The sequence below is a fragment of the Lysobacter antibioticus genome (genome assembly GCF_001442535.1).
Taxonomy (GTDB): Bacteria; Pseudomonadota; Gammaproteobacteria; order Xanthomonadales; family Xanthomonadaceae; genus Lysobacter; species Lysobacter antibioticus.
On sequence record NZ_CP013141.1, the window covers coordinates 4,480,668 to 4,496,439 of the forward strand.

Annotated in this window: 17 protein-coding genes; 10 read left to right on the forward strand and 7 right to left on the reverse strand. The window is 68.4% G+C overall.

Annotated features, from left to right (window positions below):
- Positions 1 to 139: 139 nt before the first annotated feature.
- Positions 140 to 1,012: an NYN domain-containing protein gene (locus tag GLA29479_RS18225; RefSeq protein ID WP_057972434.1), complete on the reverse strand. Its 873-nt coding sequence runs from the start codon at positions 1,010 to 1,012 to the stop codon at positions 140 to 142.
- 171 nt (positions 1,013 to 1,183) lie between these two features.
- Here GLA29479_RS18225 and tal point away from each other — a divergent pair, with 171 nt between their 5' ends.
- The gene (gene tal, locus GLA29479_RS18230) at positions 1,184 to 2,134 is read left to right on the forward strand and encodes a transaldolase (protein ID WP_057972435.1); all 951 of its coding nucleotides are present in this window, start codon (positions 1,184 to 1,186) and stop codon (positions 2,132 to 2,134) included.
- Positions 2,135 to 2,150: 16 nt separating this feature from the next.
- Positions 2,151 to 3,437, forward strand: a complete 1,287-nt coding sequence (locus GLA29479_RS18235; RefSeq protein ID WP_057972436.1) for an NAD(P)/FAD-dependent oxidoreductase — start codon at positions 2,151 to 2,153, stop codon at positions 3,435 to 3,437.
- Between the two features lie 116 nt (positions 3,438 to 3,553).
- On the opposite strand, the gene GLA29479_RS18240 is transcribed toward GLA29479_RS18235, so the two are convergent.
- Both GLA29479_RS18240 and rpoH read right to left on the reverse strand, forming a co-directional pair.
- A complete protein-coding gene (locus GLA29479_RS18240; protein WP_057972437.1) occupies positions 3,554 to 4,021 on the reverse strand; it encodes a DUF1203 domain-containing protein in 468 nt (155 codons plus the stop codon).
- Positions 4,022 to 4,182: 161 nt separating this feature from the next.
- A complete protein-coding gene (gene rpoH / locus GLA29479_RS18245; protein ID WP_031373242.1) occupies positions 4,183 to 5,061 on the reverse strand; it encodes an RNA polymerase sigma factor RpoH in 879 nt (292 codons plus the stop codon).
- Between the two features lie 459 nt (positions 5,062 to 5,520).
- On the opposite strand from rpoH, the gene GLA29479_RS18250 reads away from it, so the two are divergent.
- Positions 5,521 to 5,967 carry a hypothetical protein gene (locus tag GLA29479_RS18250; protein ID WP_144436600.1) on the forward strand — a complete coding sequence of 149 codons (447 nt, stop codon included), beginning with the start codon at positions 5,521 to 5,523 and terminating at the stop codon, positions 5,965 to 5,967.
- A gap of 7 nt (positions 5,968 to 5,974) precedes the next feature.
- Here the strand turns inward: GLA29479_RS18250 and pdxR are convergent, their stop codons facing one another.
- Positions 5,975 to 7,438, reverse strand: coding sequence for a MocR-like pyridoxine biosynthesis transcription factor PdxR (pdxR, locus tag GLA29479_RS18255; RefSeq protein WP_057972439.1), 1,464 nt, complete (start codon positions 7,436 to 7,438; stop codon positions 5,975 to 5,977).
- Positions 7,439 to 7,545: 107 nt separating this feature from the next.
- On the opposite strand from pdxR, the gene GLA29479_RS18260 reads away from it, so the two are divergent.
- The 3 genes from GLA29479_RS18260 to GLA29479_RS18270 are packed head-to-tail and all read left to right on the forward strand — an operon-like array spanning position 7,546 to position 9,615.
- Positions 7,546 to 8,250, forward strand: a complete 705-nt coding sequence (locus GLA29479_RS18260) for a glutathione binding-like protein (protein WP_057972440.1) — start codon at positions 7,546 to 7,548, stop codon at positions 8,248 to 8,250.
- Between the two features lie 39 nt (positions 8,251 to 8,289).
- Positions 8,290 to 9,096, forward strand: a complete 807-nt coding sequence (locus GLA29479_RS18265) for an MBL fold metallo-hydrolase (protein ID WP_057972441.1) — start codon at positions 8,290 to 8,292, stop codon at positions 9,094 to 9,096.
- A gap of 45 nt (positions 9,097 to 9,141) precedes the next feature.
- Complete coding sequence (locus GLA29479_RS18270) at positions 9,142 to 9,615, forward strand: cupin domain-containing protein (protein WP_057972442.1); 474 nt, start codon at positions 9,142 to 9,144, stop codon at positions 9,613 to 9,615.
- A gap of 46 nt (positions 9,616 to 9,661) precedes the next feature.
- Here the strand turns inward: GLA29479_RS18270 and GLA29479_RS18275 are convergent, their stop codons facing one another.
- The 3 genes from GLA29479_RS18275 to GLA29479_RS18285 all read right to left on the reverse strand — a co-directional run bounded on the left by GLA29479_RS18275 (position 9,662) and on the right by GLA29479_RS18285 (position 11,505).
- Positions 9,662 to 9,973, reverse strand: a complete 312-nt coding sequence (locus GLA29479_RS18275; protein WP_248842759.1) for an ArsR/SmtB family transcription factor — start codon at positions 9,971 to 9,973, stop codon at positions 9,662 to 9,664.
- Positions 9,974 to 10,043: 70 nt separating this feature from the next.
- Positions 10,044 to 10,499 carry an SRPBCC family protein gene (locus GLA29479_RS18280; RefSeq protein WP_057972444.1) on the reverse strand — a complete coding sequence of 152 codons (456 nt, stop codon included), beginning with the start codon at positions 10,497 to 10,499 and terminating at the stop codon, positions 10,044 to 10,046.
- Positions 10,500 to 10,611: 112 nt separating this feature from the next.
- On the reverse strand, positions 10,612 to 11,505 hold the full coding sequence (locus GLA29479_RS18285; RefSeq protein ID WP_248842760.1) for a helix-turn-helix domain-containing protein: 894 nt from the start codon (positions 11,503 to 11,505) through the stop codon (positions 10,612 to 10,614).
- Between the two features lie 91 nt (positions 11,506 to 11,596).
- On the opposite strand from GLA29479_RS18285, the gene GLA29479_RS18290 reads away from it, so the two are divergent.
- From GLA29479_RS18290 to GLA29479_RS18305, 4 genes are all read left to right on the forward strand, one after another.
- Complete coding sequence (locus GLA29479_RS18290) at positions 11,597 to 12,580, forward strand: alpha/beta fold hydrolase (protein WP_057916285.1); 984 nt, start codon at positions 11,597 to 11,599, stop codon at positions 12,578 to 12,580.
- 554 nt (positions 12,581 to 13,134) lie between these two features.
- On the forward strand, positions 13,135 to 13,833 hold the full coding sequence (locus GLA29479_RS18295; RefSeq protein WP_057972445.1) for a response regulator: 699 nt from the start codon (positions 13,135 to 13,137) through the stop codon (positions 13,831 to 13,833).
- Entirely contained in the window at positions 13,834 to 15,210 is a 1,377-nt protein-coding gene (locus GLA29479_RS18300) for an ATP-binding protein (RefSeq protein ID WP_057916283.1), read from the forward strand. It begins immediately after the preceding gene.
- A gap of 102 nt (positions 15,211 to 15,312) precedes the next feature.
- On the forward strand, positions 15,313 to 15,756 hold the full coding sequence (locus GLA29479_RS18305) for a hypothetical protein (RefSeq protein WP_144436601.1): 444 nt from the start codon (positions 15,313 to 15,315) through the stop codon (positions 15,754 to 15,756).
- The last annotated feature ends 16 nt before the right edge of the window (positions 15,757 to 15,772 follow it).

A 15,772-nucleotide genomic window follows, 5' to 3' on the forward strand; every position in this document is an offset into this window, starting at 1 on the left:
GCAAAAGAAAGTAACCCGGCCGCGTTAGCGGACGGAAGCTGTAGATGTTGCTTCATCGCTCTGCGGTAAGAAACGTCGCCACGGCAAGCAGCGCGGTCGCGGCTTACGCCGCTCCTACCCCTGCTGCGTCGCGCCGGCGTCAGGTCTTGGCCTTGACCTTCGGCTTACTCGCCGCCGGCTTGTTCGCGGGCGGCTTGCCCGCGGCGGGCTTGCTGGCCGGCGCCGTAGCGGACGCCGGCGTGCTCGCCGGCGGTTTGCTGTCCGCCGATTTCTTCGCACCGCCCTTGGGCTTGCCGCGCACCCACACGGTCAATTTGTCGCGCCGTATCTCGAACAGGCCCATCGCCTCGATCAGGTCGCTGAGTTTGCGGTAACCGTAGTTGCGCGGATCGAACGAGGCCTGGTTGCCGATCTGCTGGCCGATCGTCGCCAATCGCGACCAGCCGTCGTCGCCGCCGGCGGCATCGACCGCGCGCCGCAGCATCTGCACCAGGCGCGTATCGCTGCGCAGGTCTTTGGCGCTGCGCACCGGCGTCGCCGGGCTGTCGTCGGGCATGCCGTCGACGCTGACCGGCTGGGCCAGGGCCTCGACATAGGTGAACTTCGAGCAAGCGTTGACGAAGGGCTCCGGCGTCTTCTGCTCGCCGAAACCGTAGACCTTGGCGCCTTCGGTCAGCAGGCGCATCACCAGCGGGGTGAAATCGGCATCGCTGGAGACGATCGCGAATCCGTCGAGGTTGCGCGCATACAGCATGTCCATCGCATCGATGACCATCGCCATGTCGGATGCGTTCTTGCCCTTGCTGTAGGCGAATTGCTGCATCGGCCGGATCGCGTAGTCGTGCAGCACCGCTTCCCAGCTCTTGAGGTTCGGGCTCTTCCAGTCGCCATAGGCGCGGCGCACGTTGGCGACGCCGTAGCTGGCCACCTCGGTCAGGATCACGTCGATCTTCGCCGCCGGTGCGTTGTCGGCGTCGATCAGCAGCGCGATGCGTTTTTCCTCTGCGGCCATGCGATTCCCCTGCGGACCGGTCCCGGCCCTGTCGCGGCCCAGCCTAGCGCAACCCCGTCATCGGTGCCTCGACGACGCGCCGGCGCCGAAACCAGCGCCACGGTCATGACGCGCTAACCTCGATCAGTGAGAATGGCGGGGACCCTAACGACACGACACGACCCCACCCCCATGACCAACCAGCTCGAACAACTGCGCGAACTCTCCGCCGTCGTCGCCGACACCGGCGACATCGAAGCCATCGCCCGCTTCCGTCCGCTCGATGCGACCACCAACCCCTCCTTGCTGCTCAAGGCCTCGGCCTTGCCGGCGTATGCCCCGCTGATCGAAGCCGCGGTCGCCGCGGCGCAAGGCCCCGACACCGCCGCACGCGTCAACGACGCCGGCCTGCGCCTGGCCGTCGCGATCGGCGGCGAGATCCTCAAACTGATCCCCGGCCGCGTCTCCACCGAAGTCGACGCGCGCCTGAGCTTCGATACCGATGCGACCCTGGCCCAGGCCCGTCGCATCGTCGAGCTGTACGGCCAGGCCGGCATCGGCCGCGAGCGCCTGCTGATCAAGATCGCCTCGACCTGGGAAGGCATCCGCGCCGCCGAACAGCTCGAACGCGAAGGCATCCACTGCAACCTCACTTTGCTGTTCTCGTTCGCCCAGGCCGTGGCCTGCGCCGAGGCCGGCGTGTACCTGATCTCGCCGTTCGTGGGCCGCATCCTCGACTGGCACCTCGCCAACGGCACGCCCAAGCCGGCCACGCCCGCCGACGACCCCGGCGTGCAGTCGGTCGCGCGCATCTGGCAGTACTACAAGCGCCACGGCTACGCCACCGTGGTCATGGGCGCGAGCTTCCGCAACACCGGGCAAGTGCTCGCGCTCGCCGGTTGCGACCGCCTGACCATCTCGCCGGAGTTGCTCGGCGAACTCGAAGCCGGCCACGACACGGTCGCGCGCGCGCTCAACGACGACGGCCAGCGCGCCGCGCCCGATGCGAAGCTCGACGAGGCCGCATTCCGCTGGCAGCACAACGAGGACGCGATGGCGACCGACAAGCTCGCCGACGGCATCCGCCGTTTCGCCGCCGACCAGCGCAAGCTCGAAGACCTGCTCACCCGTCATCTCAGCTGATCGAGGTTCCATCGTCATGAGCGACTCCCGCAAGCACGTCGTCATCGTCGGCGGCGGGTTCGGCGGTCTGTGGGCGACGCGCGCCCTGGCTTCGGCCGAGGTGCGCATCACCCTGATCGACCGTCGCAACCATCATCTGTTCCAGCCCCTGCTATACCAGGTCGCGACCGCCGGCCTGTCGGCGCCCGACATCGCCGCGCCGCTGCGCCATATTCTGCGCAAACAGAAGAATGTCGAAGTGCGCCTCGGCGAAGTCACCGGCATCGCCGCCGACGCGCGCCAGGTGCGCCTCGCCGACGGCGACGTCATCGATTACGACTACCTGCTGCTCGCCAGCGGCGCGACCCACGCCTACTTCGGCCACGATGAGTGGGCCGACGATGCGCCGGGCTTGAAGACGCTCGACGACGCCCTGCACATCCGCCGCCGCGTCCTGCTCGCCTTCGAACGCGCCGAAGCCGCCGAAACCGAGGAAGAGCGCTCGGCCTGGCTGCACTTCGCCGTGGTCGGCGGCGGCCCGACCGGGGTCGAACTCGCCGGCACCCTGGCCGAGATCTCGCGCAAGACCCTGCGCCGCGAGTTCCGTCGCATCGACCCGGCGCAGGCACGCGTGCGTTTGATCGAGGCTGGCCCGCGCGTGCTCGCCAACTTTCCCGAGTCGCTGTCGGAAAAAGCCCGCGCGCAGTTGCAACGGCTCGGGGTCGAAGTCGCCACCGGCACCCCGGTCGCCGCGATCGACGCGCGCGGCTACCAACTCGGCGCCGAGTTCGTGCCGGCGCGCACGGTGTTGTGGGCGGCCGGCGTAGCCGCCTCCCCGCTCGGCGCCCTGCTCGACGCGCCGCGCGACCGCGCCGGCCGCGTCCTGGTCGAACCCGACCTCAGCGTGCCCGGGCATCCGGAGATCTTCGTCGCCGGCGACCTGGCCAGCGTCAAGCAAGCCAACGGCCAGCCCGTGCCCGGGGTCGCGCCGGGCGCCAAGCAGATGGGCGCCTACGTCGCATCCGCGATACGCGCGCGCCTCGGCCATCGCGCGGTCGAGCCCTTCCGTTACGTCGACTTCGGCAATCTCGCCACCATCGGCCGCCGCGCCGCGGTCGTCGACCTGCGCGGTTTCAAGTTCTCCGGCTTCATCGCCTGGGTGTTTTGGCTCGCCGCGCACGTGTTCTTCCTGATCGGCTTCCGCAACCGCCTGATCGTGATGCTCAACTGGTCGTGGGCCTACTTCACCTACCAACGCCACGCCCGCATCATCTTCGGCACCGGCGAGCCCGCTCGCACCGACGCTGCCGCACCTCCGCCTTGAACGCATGCACGCGCCGCGATGCGCGCATCACGGCAGTCGGCAACCACGACGACGAAGGGCGCCTTGCGGCGCCCTTCGTGTTTGCTGCGGACTCGGCGGCTGTCCGCAAGGTCGCCTCAGAGGCGATCGATCCGGCACATGAAACAACCGGTGCGGGCGTTATGCGCGTGCACTTCGGTCGTGTCCGGATCGTCGAGCAGTTCCGCCAGCGCTGCGTCGGCTTCGGCGCCGGCGGCCACTCGCGCGCCCCGCATCCAACCGTCGGCGTCGTAGGCGCGCAAGGACAAGGTGCGGGTGCGCAGGAACGCCGGCAGCGCGTCGTCGTACGAGGCCGCGGTGGCGCCCTCGCGTACGTAGATCGGGCCGCTGGAGCGGTACGGGCCGTCGCAAGGGTGATGCTCGAAGGTCAGCAACAACACCGAATCGCCGGGCGTGGCGTCGGCCAGGCTGATCCGGCAGGGGTAGCCGTTCGGCGAGTCGGCGACGATGCGGCGCATGCCGTGGGCACGCAGGCTGGCGTCGTCGAGCGCGCCGAGGGTGGCGAAGGGTTCCGGCGACAGGCCGGCGATGCGATAGCGGGACATGGTGCGGCTCCTGGAAGACAGGGCCACAAACTAGACGCCGCGCGCCGACGGCGATATCCGCTTCTTGCGCTGCGCCTCGCCGGCGCGCGGACTGCGCCGTCCCCACAAAAACCAACGGCCCGGTTTCCCGGGCCGTCGTTGCCGATCTTGCGTGCCGCCGGTCAGGCGACGAACAGGCCGCGCATCTTCTTCAGGGCGTTGGCCTCGATCTGGCGGATGCGCTCGGCGCTGACGCCGTACTCGTCGGCCAGTTCCTGCAAGGTGATCTTGCTGTCGGCATCGAGCCAGCGACGCTTGATGATGTCGCGCGAACGCGCATCCAGGCCGGCGAGGCCTTCGCGCAGCAGGCCGAGCTGGTTGTCTTCCTCGTCCTCGCGCTCGTACGACTGCGACGGATCTTCATCGCTCGCGCGCAGGTACGCGGCCGGCGACGGCGGCGCATGATCGTCGTCCTCGTCCGAAGGCGCATCGAAACCGATGTCGCGACCCGACAGGCGCGATTCCATCTCCAGCACTTCGCGCTCGGAGACGTTGAGGTCCTTGGCGACCAGGCGCACTTCCTCGGCGTTCATCCAGCCCAGGCGCGTCTTGCTCTTGCGCAGGTTGAAGAACAGCTTGCGCTGCGCCTTGGTCGTGGCGACCTTGACGATGCGCCAGTTCTTGAGGATGAACTCGTGCATCTCGGCGCGGATCCAATGGACCGCGAACGAAACCAGGCGGACGCCCTGGTCGGGGTCGAAACGCTTGACCGCCTTCATCAGGCCGATGTTGCCTTCCTGGATCAGGTCGCCGATCTGCAGACCGTAGCCGTTGTAGCCGCGGGCCACGTGGACGACGAAGCGCAGGTGCGAGTGGACGAGTTCACGGGCCGCGTCGAGGTCTTCCCCTTCACGGAAGCGGCGCGCCAGCGCCTGCTCGTTTTCCACGCTGAGCACCGGGATCTGGTGCACGGCGCCGATATACGCGTCCAGCGAACCGAGCGCGCTGGGCACAGGCAGGTTGTTGGCGACTAGAGCAGTGGATTGGGCGATAGAGGTCATGGGGGTCATCTTAGCAGTCGCGATATATGACTGCTAAAGGTGGGGAAAGTTCCACAGTGTTGCGGTACTGGAACGGGCGCCCGGGCCTTGACCGGCCCGGGCGGCGGAACGCCGGACCGATGAAACGGCGGCGCGGTCATCAACATACCCTTTGCAATTAATAACTTATTAAAGCGAACTGGCCGCCGGCCCCATTCAGCCTGGGGCCCGGGCACTCGACTATCCGCCCACGGCGCCGTCGGCCGCCTGAACCGGTGCGGCGAAACGCCACTATCGGCCTGATCCGGGCGCACATTCCATCAGGACCAGGGTCCCAGATCGCAAAACCGGCGCCGGGCCGAGGGCGGCGACCGGGGCTTCGACCCGCGATCCGGACGAAGGTTCACCCCGACGACCCTGCTCGCGCCCGCGGCCTGCACGCCACTACAGTGAGGCGACGCCGACCGCCCCGGACTGCCCGTGATCCGAAGAAAGATCCAGGAAGACGCCACCGGCTGCGGCCTGGCCTGCGTGGCGATGCTCGGCGGCATCGGCTACGCGCAGGCGCGGGTGCTGGCGCGTCGGCTCGGCGTCGGCCCGCGCGACCAGGTCGTCGGCCGGGTCGGCAAAACCCGCACGATCCGCAACGCCTACTTCAGCGATGCCAGGCAGCTGCGGCGCATGCTCAAGCTGCTCGGCCTGCGCGCCGGGCCGGAACGCCGCCTGGCGCGATGGGATGCGCTCGATCGCAGCGGCATCGCCGGCATCAATCCCAACCGCCGCGAGGGCAGCTGGCACTGGGTGGTCTATCTGCACTCGCACGAAGGCGGCTGCGTGCTCGACCCGAATCCGCGCGTGCGCAGCGAACGCAGGACCGACTTCGGCCGGATGAAGCCGCGCTGCTTCATTCCGGTGGCTCGCGCCTGAGCCGGAGCTAGGCGCCGCCGAGCTCCTCCAGCGATCGGCGGAAACGCTTCAAGGCCGGGGCGATCTCGTCGGCATCGATGACGCCGTAACCGAAGGTCAGCGCCGGCCTTTCCAAGGCGCTGATCGCATAGTCGCCGACCGACTGCGCACCGGGCAGGTGGCGCAGCATGCGCGTGAGGATCGCCGGCGCCAGCCCGGGGTCGCGGATGCGCGCGGCCAGGTGCAACCCAGCTTCCGACGGAATCGGCTCCAGCCACGGATGCAGTTCGCGGCGCAGGCCGTCGAGCAGGGCGTCGCGGCGCTCGCCGTAGATCGCGCGCATGCGCCGTACGTGCCGGGCCAGATGACCGTCGCGGATGAAGGCCGCGAGCACCGATTGGGTGATCGTGTCGCAATGCGAATCGGCGCATTGCTTGACCGTGATCAAGGCATCGCGCGCCCATGCCGGCGCCACCACGAAGCCCTTGCGCAGCGACGGGAACAGGCTCTTGGAGAAGGTGCCGACGTAGAACACCAGGGCGTCGCGATCCAGGGTTTGCAGCGCGTCGAGCGGGCGTCCGCCGAAGCGGAACTCGCCGTCGTAGTCGTCTTCGATCACCACCGCATGATGCTGACGGGCGAACTCCAGCAGCGCCTTGCGCCGGCGCAGCGACAAAGCCACGCCGGTCGGCGATTGGTGCGAGGGCGTGACGCTGATGACGCGCACGTCCTCGGGCAGGCGATCGACGCACAGGCCTTCGTCGTCGACCGGCATCGGCACCAGGCGCGCGCCGGCGGCGGCGAAGGCCGCGCGCACCGGCGGATAGCCCGGCTCTTCGACCGCAACCTGGGTCACTCCCGGCGTCACCAGCAAGCGGGCGAGCAGGTCGAAGGCCTGCTGCGCGCCGGAAGTGACGATGACGTCGTCGGCCGCGCAGGCGACCGCACGCGCGAACGCGACGTGCTGGGCGATCGCCTCGCGCAGGGCCGGGATGCCTTCCGACGGCGGATAGCTGAAATGGGTCTTCGACCATTCGCGCAGGCTCTGCGCGGACAACCGCCGCCAGACGTCGTGCGGGAAATGGCGGTGGTCGGGAATACCGAGACGGAAGCAACGCTCCGGCAGGCTGCGTGGCGGCGAGGGACGCATGAACGGCGTGCGCCACAACGGGTTCAGGCGCGGGTCTTCCAGCCCCTGCTCCAGATGCGAGGGTGCGCGCCGTTCGCGACGTCCGGCGACGTCGGCCACCACCGTCTTCGCCCCCTTGCGCGGCAACGCATAGCCTTCGGCGATCAGCAGGTCGTAGGCGGTGACGACGGTGTTGCGGGCGACGCCGAGCTCGCTGGCGACCTGGCGCGTCGCCGGCAGCGGCGCACCGGCGGCGAGGCGGCCGTCGAGGATCGCCGAGCGCAGCTGCTGGTGCAGTTCCTGGGTCAGGGTGCCCTGGCCGCGGTCCGGCAGTGCAAGCGGAAACGGGAAAACTGGACCCATGAAATATCACCGTTTTGGCTCATCCAGGGCGCCAGAGTACTCCTAAGCTGAGTCCATGGAAGCGGCACGACGCCGCCGCACCGCCCCTCCCCGACGAGCCCCTCCCGATGATCGACCTCTATTACAGCCCGACCCCCAACGGCCTGAAGCTGCGCCTGTTCCTCGAAGAGTCCGGCCTGGCCCACCGGATCGTGCCGGTGCAGCTTTCGGCCGGCGAACAGTTCGCCCCCGAGTTCCTGGCGATCTCGCCGAACAACAAGATCCCGGCGATCGTCGACCACGCCCCGCGCGACGGCGGTGAACCGGTGGCGGTGTTCGAGTCGGGCGCGATCTTGCTCTATCTCGCCGAGAAGACCGGCCTGCTGCTGCCCGAGGACGCCCGCGCCCGTCTCGAAGTCACCCAGTGGCTGTTCTGGCAGATGGCCGGGCTCGGCCCGATGGCCGGCCAGGCCGGGCACTTCCGCGTCTATGCGCCCGAGCCGCTGCCGTATGCGATCGAGCGCTACACCCAGGAAGTGAAGCGCCTGTATGGCGTGCTCGACCGCCGCCTCGCCGATCGCGCCTATCTCGGCGGCGACACCTATTCGATCGCCGACATCGCTTGCTACCCGTGGATCGTGCCGCACACCGGGCTCGGCCAGGACCTCGCCGCGACCCCGCACCTGCAGCGTTGGTTCCAGAGCATCGCCGCACGACCGGCCACCCAGCGCGTCTACGCCGGCATCGACGACCCGTACACGAAGGCGCCGGTGCTGTCGGAGCAAGCGCGAAAAGTCCTGTTCAACCAGGGCGCGACGAGCGCGAAGTCCTGACTCGTCGCGCCTGTACAGCCCATCTCCATGAGGCCCGCCATGTCTCTGCCGATCTGCGAAACCTGCGGCACCCAATTCGCCCCTCATGCCGGCGTGCCGGCGCATTGCCCGATCTGCGAAGACGATCGCCAATACGTCGGCTGGCAAGGGCAGCGCTGGACCACCCACGAAGCGCTGGCGCAAGGTCATACGCTGCGGCTCGAAGACGATGCCGGCCTGCTCGGCATCGGCCTGGCGCCGGCGTTCGCGATCGACCAACGCGTGCTGTATCTGCAGACCGACGCCGGCAACATCCTGTGGGAATGCCTGGCCCTGGTCACCGACGAAGCGGTGGCCGAACTCGAGGCGCGCGGCGGCGTCGACCTGATCGCGATCTCGCATCCGCATTTCTACGCCTCGATGGTCGAGTGGAGCGAAGCGCTCGGCGGCGTGCCGATCCTGATCCACGAGGCCGATCGCGAATGGGTGCAGCGCCCGTCCGAACGCATCCGCTACTGGAGCGGCGACGAACACAAACTCTCCGAGGACGTCACTCTGATCCGCTGCGGCGGCCACTTCCCCGGCAGCACCGCGCTGCACTGGAAGCGCGGCCCGCGCGGCGGCGGCGCGCTGTTCCCGGGCGATGCGCTGCAGGTGGTGTTCGACCGCCGCCACGTGACTTTCATGTACAGCTATCCGAACTACATCCCGATGAAGCCGAGCGACGTGCGGGCGATGCGCGAACGCGTCGCCGGCTACGCATTCGAGGACGTCTACGGCTACACCTGGGGCCGCAACATCGTCGGCGGCGGCCGCCAGGCGGTCGACGAGTCTTTCGATCGCTTCCTCGCCGCGGTCGCCGGCTGAACCGGCCGCGCCTGGCTGCCTTCCCTATCTTCCGAGGAATACCCGATGTCGCACGGACTCGATGCCCTGCACGACTACCTGCCCGCGCGTTTCAGCGCCAGCGCCGACCTGCCGTGGATTCCGTCCTCGACCCCGGGCAAGGCCGCCAAGCCGCTGCGCTTTCTCGCCGACGACCAAGGCTTCGTCGAACTGCTGCGCATGGACCCGGGGGTGGTCATGCCGCTGCACCGCCACACCGGCGAGATCCATGCCTACAACCTCTGCGGCAGTCGGCTGCTGTGCACCGGCGAGCTGATCGGCCCGGGCGATTATGTCTATGAGCCGCCGGGCAATACCGACTGGTGGAAGATCGTCGGCGACGAACCGATGATCGCCCTGGTCGTGGTCATGGGCGCGGTCGAATTCCTCGGCCCCGGCGGCGTGGTGCGGATGCGCGCCACCGCCGAGACCCAACGTGCCGAGTACGAGCAGTACTGCCGCGAGCACGGGCTGCCGCTGCGCGATCTGATGGAGCGATGACCGATGCCGCCGGCGTTGCTCCGGCGAGCGTCGGCTGCGTCCAGTTTCAGTCTTCGACGAAGGATTTAAGCCGCAGCAAGGCCTGGTCCCACTGCTGCGAGATCGCATCGAGCGAGCGCCGCGCCTCGTCCAGTTGCGCGGGCTCGAACTCCCACAGGCGTTCGCGCCCTGCCTTGAGGTCGCGCACCAGCCCGGCCTCGGCGAGCACCTGCAGATGTTTGGTCACCGCCTGGCGGCTGATGTCGGTGCCGCCGGTGAGTTGCGCAATCGACATCGCACCGCCCGCGCACAAAGCCACGACCAGGCGCAACCGGGTCTCGTCGCTGAGCGCAGCGAAGACCCGTGCTGACTTGAACAAAGCCGATTTGCGCAACGCCGGCGCCTTCAACGCCGCCCGGTTCGCCGCTCCCGGCTTAGCCGCTCCCGGCTTAGCCGACATAGCGCTCGATGTTCTTCATCTGTTCGTCCCAGCCGCCGCTGTTCATGCGGAAGGCTTCGTCGCGGCGCGAGGCCGGCACGCGGTCGAAACCGGACTCGACCACGCGCAACAAGGTGCCGCCGTCGACCTCTTCGAGAGTGAACTCGACCAGGGTCGGCGCTTCATGCGAGTAGTCGACCTCGGCATCGACCGCATAGGGATGCCAATGGAAGGACAGCAGGCGTTCGGGCTCGACGCGCTGGACTTCGACCTGCATCAGCAGATGCTCGTAGCCCGGATACGTGATGTAGCCCTGGGTGATCTGCCCGGGCACGAAGCGCTGGCCTTCGAGGCGGACGCCGAACCATTCGCCGAAGGACTCGGCGTCGGCCAAGGCCTGCCAGACCCGCGAGCGCGGCGCCTTGAGCAGGATCTGCTTCTCGATGCGATCGGTGGATGCGTTCATGGTCGTACCTCCGACCCGAAGGCTAGTCCCGCCCGCGGCCAAATGCAACCATTTGGTTGCCTTAAATCGCTACCGCAGCGGCCGGGCCGTTCGCCGCGACCGGCGCGCCGGCTCAGGCCCCGAGCGAACCGTCCTGCAGCGCGCGGCACAGCTGCGCGGTGGCCTCGTCCATCGGGAAGCAGCACTCCACGTGCAATTCGTCGACGGTCACGTCGCGCGGGGTACCGAAGGTGGTGATGGTGGAGAAGAAGCGCAGCTCGTGTTCGTCGCGGCGCAGGATCGTGGTCAGCAGCGGCGACGGCGCCGCATCGAACTGGCGCCGGCGCCAATGGCACGGCACGCCCGGATAGGCCATGACTTCGTCGAGCAAGGCGCGAGCCGCGCTGTCGCCCGGCGTCGCGGCGACGGCGGTATGCAGATGGCGGATCAGTTCGCCGGCCACCTCCTCCCAGTTCGCGACTGCCGGGCGCAGATCCTCGGGATCGAAGATCTGCCGGATCATGTTGGCGTGGCGGTTCGGGCGGCCGCGCATGACGAAGGCATTGGTGCGCACCGCGGCCTCGTTGGCCATCAACACGTCCCAATGCCGGTTCAACAGGAACGCCGGATACGGCTCCTGCTGTTTGAGGATGAATTCGATCGCCCGCCGGATCTGGGCGAACTCGGGCGTCGCCAACGCGGTCTCGGGGTACTTCGGCGCGAAACCGGCCGCGACTAGCAGGACATTGCGTTCTCGCAGCGGCATGTCGAGGGCGTCGGCGAGCTTGACGATCATCTCCCGGCTCGGCTGCGACTTGCCGGTCTCCACATAGCTCAGATGACGGGCCGACACGCCCGCGTCCAGGGCCAGGTCCAGTTGGCTCCAGCGCCGCACCGCGCGCCACTCGCGCAGCAGCGCGCCGACGCACTGGTTGCGCGGGCCGGTGTTCGGATTCGTAGCGAGGGCCATGTTCATGCGGCCATGATAGGAGCCGGCTTCGATCAAAACCATGACCTCGCAGGTCATGCAGATTGCACCTGCGACGTCATTGCCGGCATGACCGCCGATATCGATCATCGCCTCCCATCGAAACGCCCGTCCGGGCCTGGGAGACGAAATGAACCGCAGAACCTTCATCCAACTCGGCGTCGGCGCGGCCAGCGTCGGCCTGCTCGGCGCTTGCGCCACCGGCCTGTCCGGCGCGACCGCGACCGCGGCCGATGCCGCAGCCTGGAACGCGGCCGCGTTCCACGCCGCGCGTCGGTTCGTCGCGACCTCGTTCGGCGAGATCGCCTACGTCGAGCGCGGCCAGGGGCCGGCGGCCCTGTTCCTGCACGGCTTCCCGCTCAACAGCTTCCAGTGGCGCGGCGCGATGGCCTATCTGGCGCCGTACCGCCGCTGCATCGCCGCCGACTTCATGGGCCTGGGCTATACGCGGGTCGCAGAAGGTCAGAGCGTGGCGCCGGACGCGCAGGTCGACATGCTCGCGACCTTGCTCGACCGGCTCGGCGTCGACAGCGTCGACCTGATCGCCAACGACAGCGGCGGCGCGGTCGCGCAGATGTTCCTGGTCAAGTATCCGCAGCGCGTGCGCAGCATGCTGCTGACCAACTGCGACGTCGAGAACGACAGCCCGCCGGCCGCGGTGGTGCCGGTGATCGAAGCCGCACGCCGCGGCCGCTTCGCACTGGAAACGTTTCCGCCGCAGCTGGCCGACCATGCCTTCGCCCGTTCGGAAAAGGGCATCGGCGTACAGTGCTTCACCTATCCCGATCATCCGAGCGACGAAGCGATCGAGACCTACTTCACCCCGCTGGTCAGCACGCCGCAACGCACGCAGCTCACCGACGCCTATGCGATGGGGCTGGACCCGAACCCGCTCGCCGGTATCGAGGCGGCACTGAAGCGCTGCACGCAACCGGTACGGATCGTCTGGGGCACCGGCGACACGATCTTCTCGCCGGCCAGCCCGCATTACCTCGACCGCTTGTTCCCGAACTCACGCGGCATCCGCTTCATCGAGGGCGCGAAACTGTTCTACCCGGAAGAGTTTCCGGAAGTGATCGCGCACGAAGCGCGGCAGCTCTGGGCGACGCTCTGATCGCAGCGAAATCTGCGTCGCATCCGTATGACGTTTGTCATCAATCGTGGCCGCGCCAGCGCGTTGCGACGACAACGATGAAGTTCATGCCTGGCCATCGCCAGGCTCGTGTCTCGACTACGACGGCGGCGCAATGCCGCCGTCGCGCGTATCGCAGCGGTCCTCGATGCGCCGCTGGTACGCTCTTGCGATCCGTCCATCGGTTTCGCCTTGTCTCTGCGTACAGCAACCGCCATTACGCTGTCGTGCAAGGTCGCCGCGCCATCGCGTCGCCGCCCACGCCGCCCGCGCATCGCGCTTGCAACCCTGCGCACGATCGCGGCATCACTGTCAGCAAGCCCACTTACTGCGCCGCCTTCGATGCCCTCACCGCTGCGTTTCCGAAACGAACGTCCTTCGCCCGACCCGGTTGCGAACGCGCGCGCCAGTCCGCCGCCGCGGCGCCCGCCGCGCGCGCCGCCCGACCCCGGCTTCGATACCCGGATGTGTTTATTTGTACGGTCCCGACGAGCACCACCCGCCGGCGCTACCATGCCGGCTCGCATGAGGTGGCCATGAATAAAGTCCTGCTGATAGAGGACGACGCCCGACTGGCCGGGCTGATATCCGAATACCTGCAACGCTACGACTTTCAAACCTCGGTGGTATTGCGCGGGGACCAGGCGCTGACCGCGATCGAGGACGATCCACCCGACGTGATCGTGCTCGACCTGATGCTGCCCGGCATGGACGGCTTCGACGTCTGCCGCCAGATCCGCAAGCAATCGAGCTTGCCGATCGTGATGCTGACCGCGCGCGGCGATCTGTTCGATCAGGTTACCGGCCTGGAGGTCGGCGCCGACGACTACGTACTCAAGCCGGTCGAACCGCGGCTGCTGCTGGCGCGACTGCGCGCCATCCTGCGCCGCAGCCAGGCGCGGCCGCAGCCCAACGGCTCCTCGATGCTGCTGTACGGCGGCCTGCAGATCGACATGACCGCGCGCCAGGTGCGCTGGAAAGGCCAGGAGATCGACCTCAAGACCGCCGACTACAACCTGTTCGTGATCCTGGCCCAGGCCGCCGGCCGTGTGCTCAATCGCGACGAGTTGCTGCGGCGCTGGCGCGGGATCGGCTTCGACGGCGTCGACCGCACCGTCGACGTCAGCATCTCGCGCCTGCGCCGGCATTTCGGCGACGACGCCCACGAGCCGCGCAAGATCAAGACCGTATGGGGCCGCGGTTACCTGTTCAGTCCAATCGCCTGGGAGGACTGAATGTTCGCGATGCTGGTGCGGCTGTACCTGACCGTGGCCGGCCTGCTGTTGTGCTCGATGCTGTTGGTGCAGCAAGCCTTTCCGTATCTGTTTCCGGACCAGTACTCGCAATCGGCGCGGCACGAATTCAGCGGCGAGCTGGCGCTGCTGCGCGAGCACCTGCGCGGCGTCGGCATCGGCGAATTGCCCGAGCGCATCGCCGCGCTCAACCGCAGCAACCCGGACCGCTACAGCGTGCTGTCGCCGGCGATGGCGCTGCGCCTGCCGGCGCGGGTGCTGGCCGAACTGGCCGCCTCCGGCACCGCCAGCGACCACGTCAGCACCGAGCATCACCACGTCTATGTCCGTCTCGACCACGGCGACGTGGTCCAGATCAGCTACGACGAAAGCGATTTCCCGATCCGCTACATCGCCTACGCCACCGTGTTCGCGATGGTGCTGGTCGGCCTGATGATCTGGCTGCAGCCGCATTGGCGCGACCTGGAGCGGCTGCGCGACGCCGCCGCGCGCTTCGGCGACGGCGACCTCAACGCCCGCGCGCGCCTGCCGGGCGGCTCGTCGATCCGCCAGCTATGCGTCTACTTCAACAACATGGCCGACCAGATCGGCTGCCTGATCCAGTCGCAGCGCGACATGGTCAACGCCGCCTCGCACGAACTGCGCACGCCGATCACCCGCCTGGAGTTCGGCCTGGCCAACCTCGGCGACACCCTCGACGATCGGGTCGCGCGCGCGCGCGTGCACGCCTTGCGCTGCGACGTCGAAGAACTCGACCTGCTGGTCGGCGAACTGCTGACCCTGGGCATGCTCGAACGCAGCGGCCCGATGCCGGCGCTGGAGCGCATCGACTTGTCCGCGTTCCTGCGCGCCTCGACCGGCGTATCGGCCGAGGAGCTGCGCATCCGCAGCACCCATATCGAGTGGGAGCTCGCCCCGGCCCTGAAGGAGGTCGTGGTCGAACCGCGCAGCCTCGGCCGCGCCTTCTCCAACCTCATGCGCAACGCCCTGCGCTATGCCGACGGCACCATCCGGGTCGGCGCCGAAGCGGTCGAGCACGGCTGGCAGTTGGTGGTCGAGGACGATGGCGTCGGCATCCCGCCGGAGGACCGCCTGCGCGTGTTCGAACCGTTCTATCGCCTCGACCGCAGCCGCGACCGCGCCACCGGCGGCTTCGGGCTCGGCCTCAGCATCGTGCGCCAGGTGATCGACCGCCACGGCGGCGAGATCCACATCGAGAGCTCGCCGTTGGGCGGCGCGCGCTTCGTCATGCGCATTCCCTGGCACCAGCCCGGCGAGTGGCGCGGCCGCAGCCGGGCCCCGCGCGAAGAACCCGCGGCGGACGCCGGCCACTTCGAACATTCGTTTCATCTGCAATGATCGGCACCGAAGGGATCGGCGCCCAGCGGTGACCCCTTTTTCCGGCGCAGTGCGTTAACCCATGCGCAGGCCGCCAATGACGGCGGCCGGGAAGGAACCGATATGCATATGGAAATGAACGCCCTCGACGACGTCGAGTCCCAGGTCCTCGACCTCGCCAACCAGGCCATCGGCCACCAGGCCGGCGGCGATTACCGCCAGGCCGCCCAGCGTTGGGCACAGGCCATCGCCTTGGCCGATACCGGCATGCACGACGACGAGATCCGCTACTGGCTGCGCAGCGGCATCGCCGACGCCCACTACCGGCTCGGTCAAGACGAAGCCTGCATCGCCGCGGCCCGCGAGGCCCGCGACTGGTGCCGGCACCACCAGGCGCCGTTGGCGGCCTTGCTGCTGGGTCAGGCGCTGTACCGCAGCGGACGCGTGCAGGCCGCGCTGGAGGCCCTCGAGGAGGCGCGCAGCATGATCGGTGCGGAGTTCCTCGACGCGATCGACCACGTCCATCGCGATGCCATCGCCGAGCTCATGACCGCCCGCGCCGCCTGATCGCGACGACGCGCTG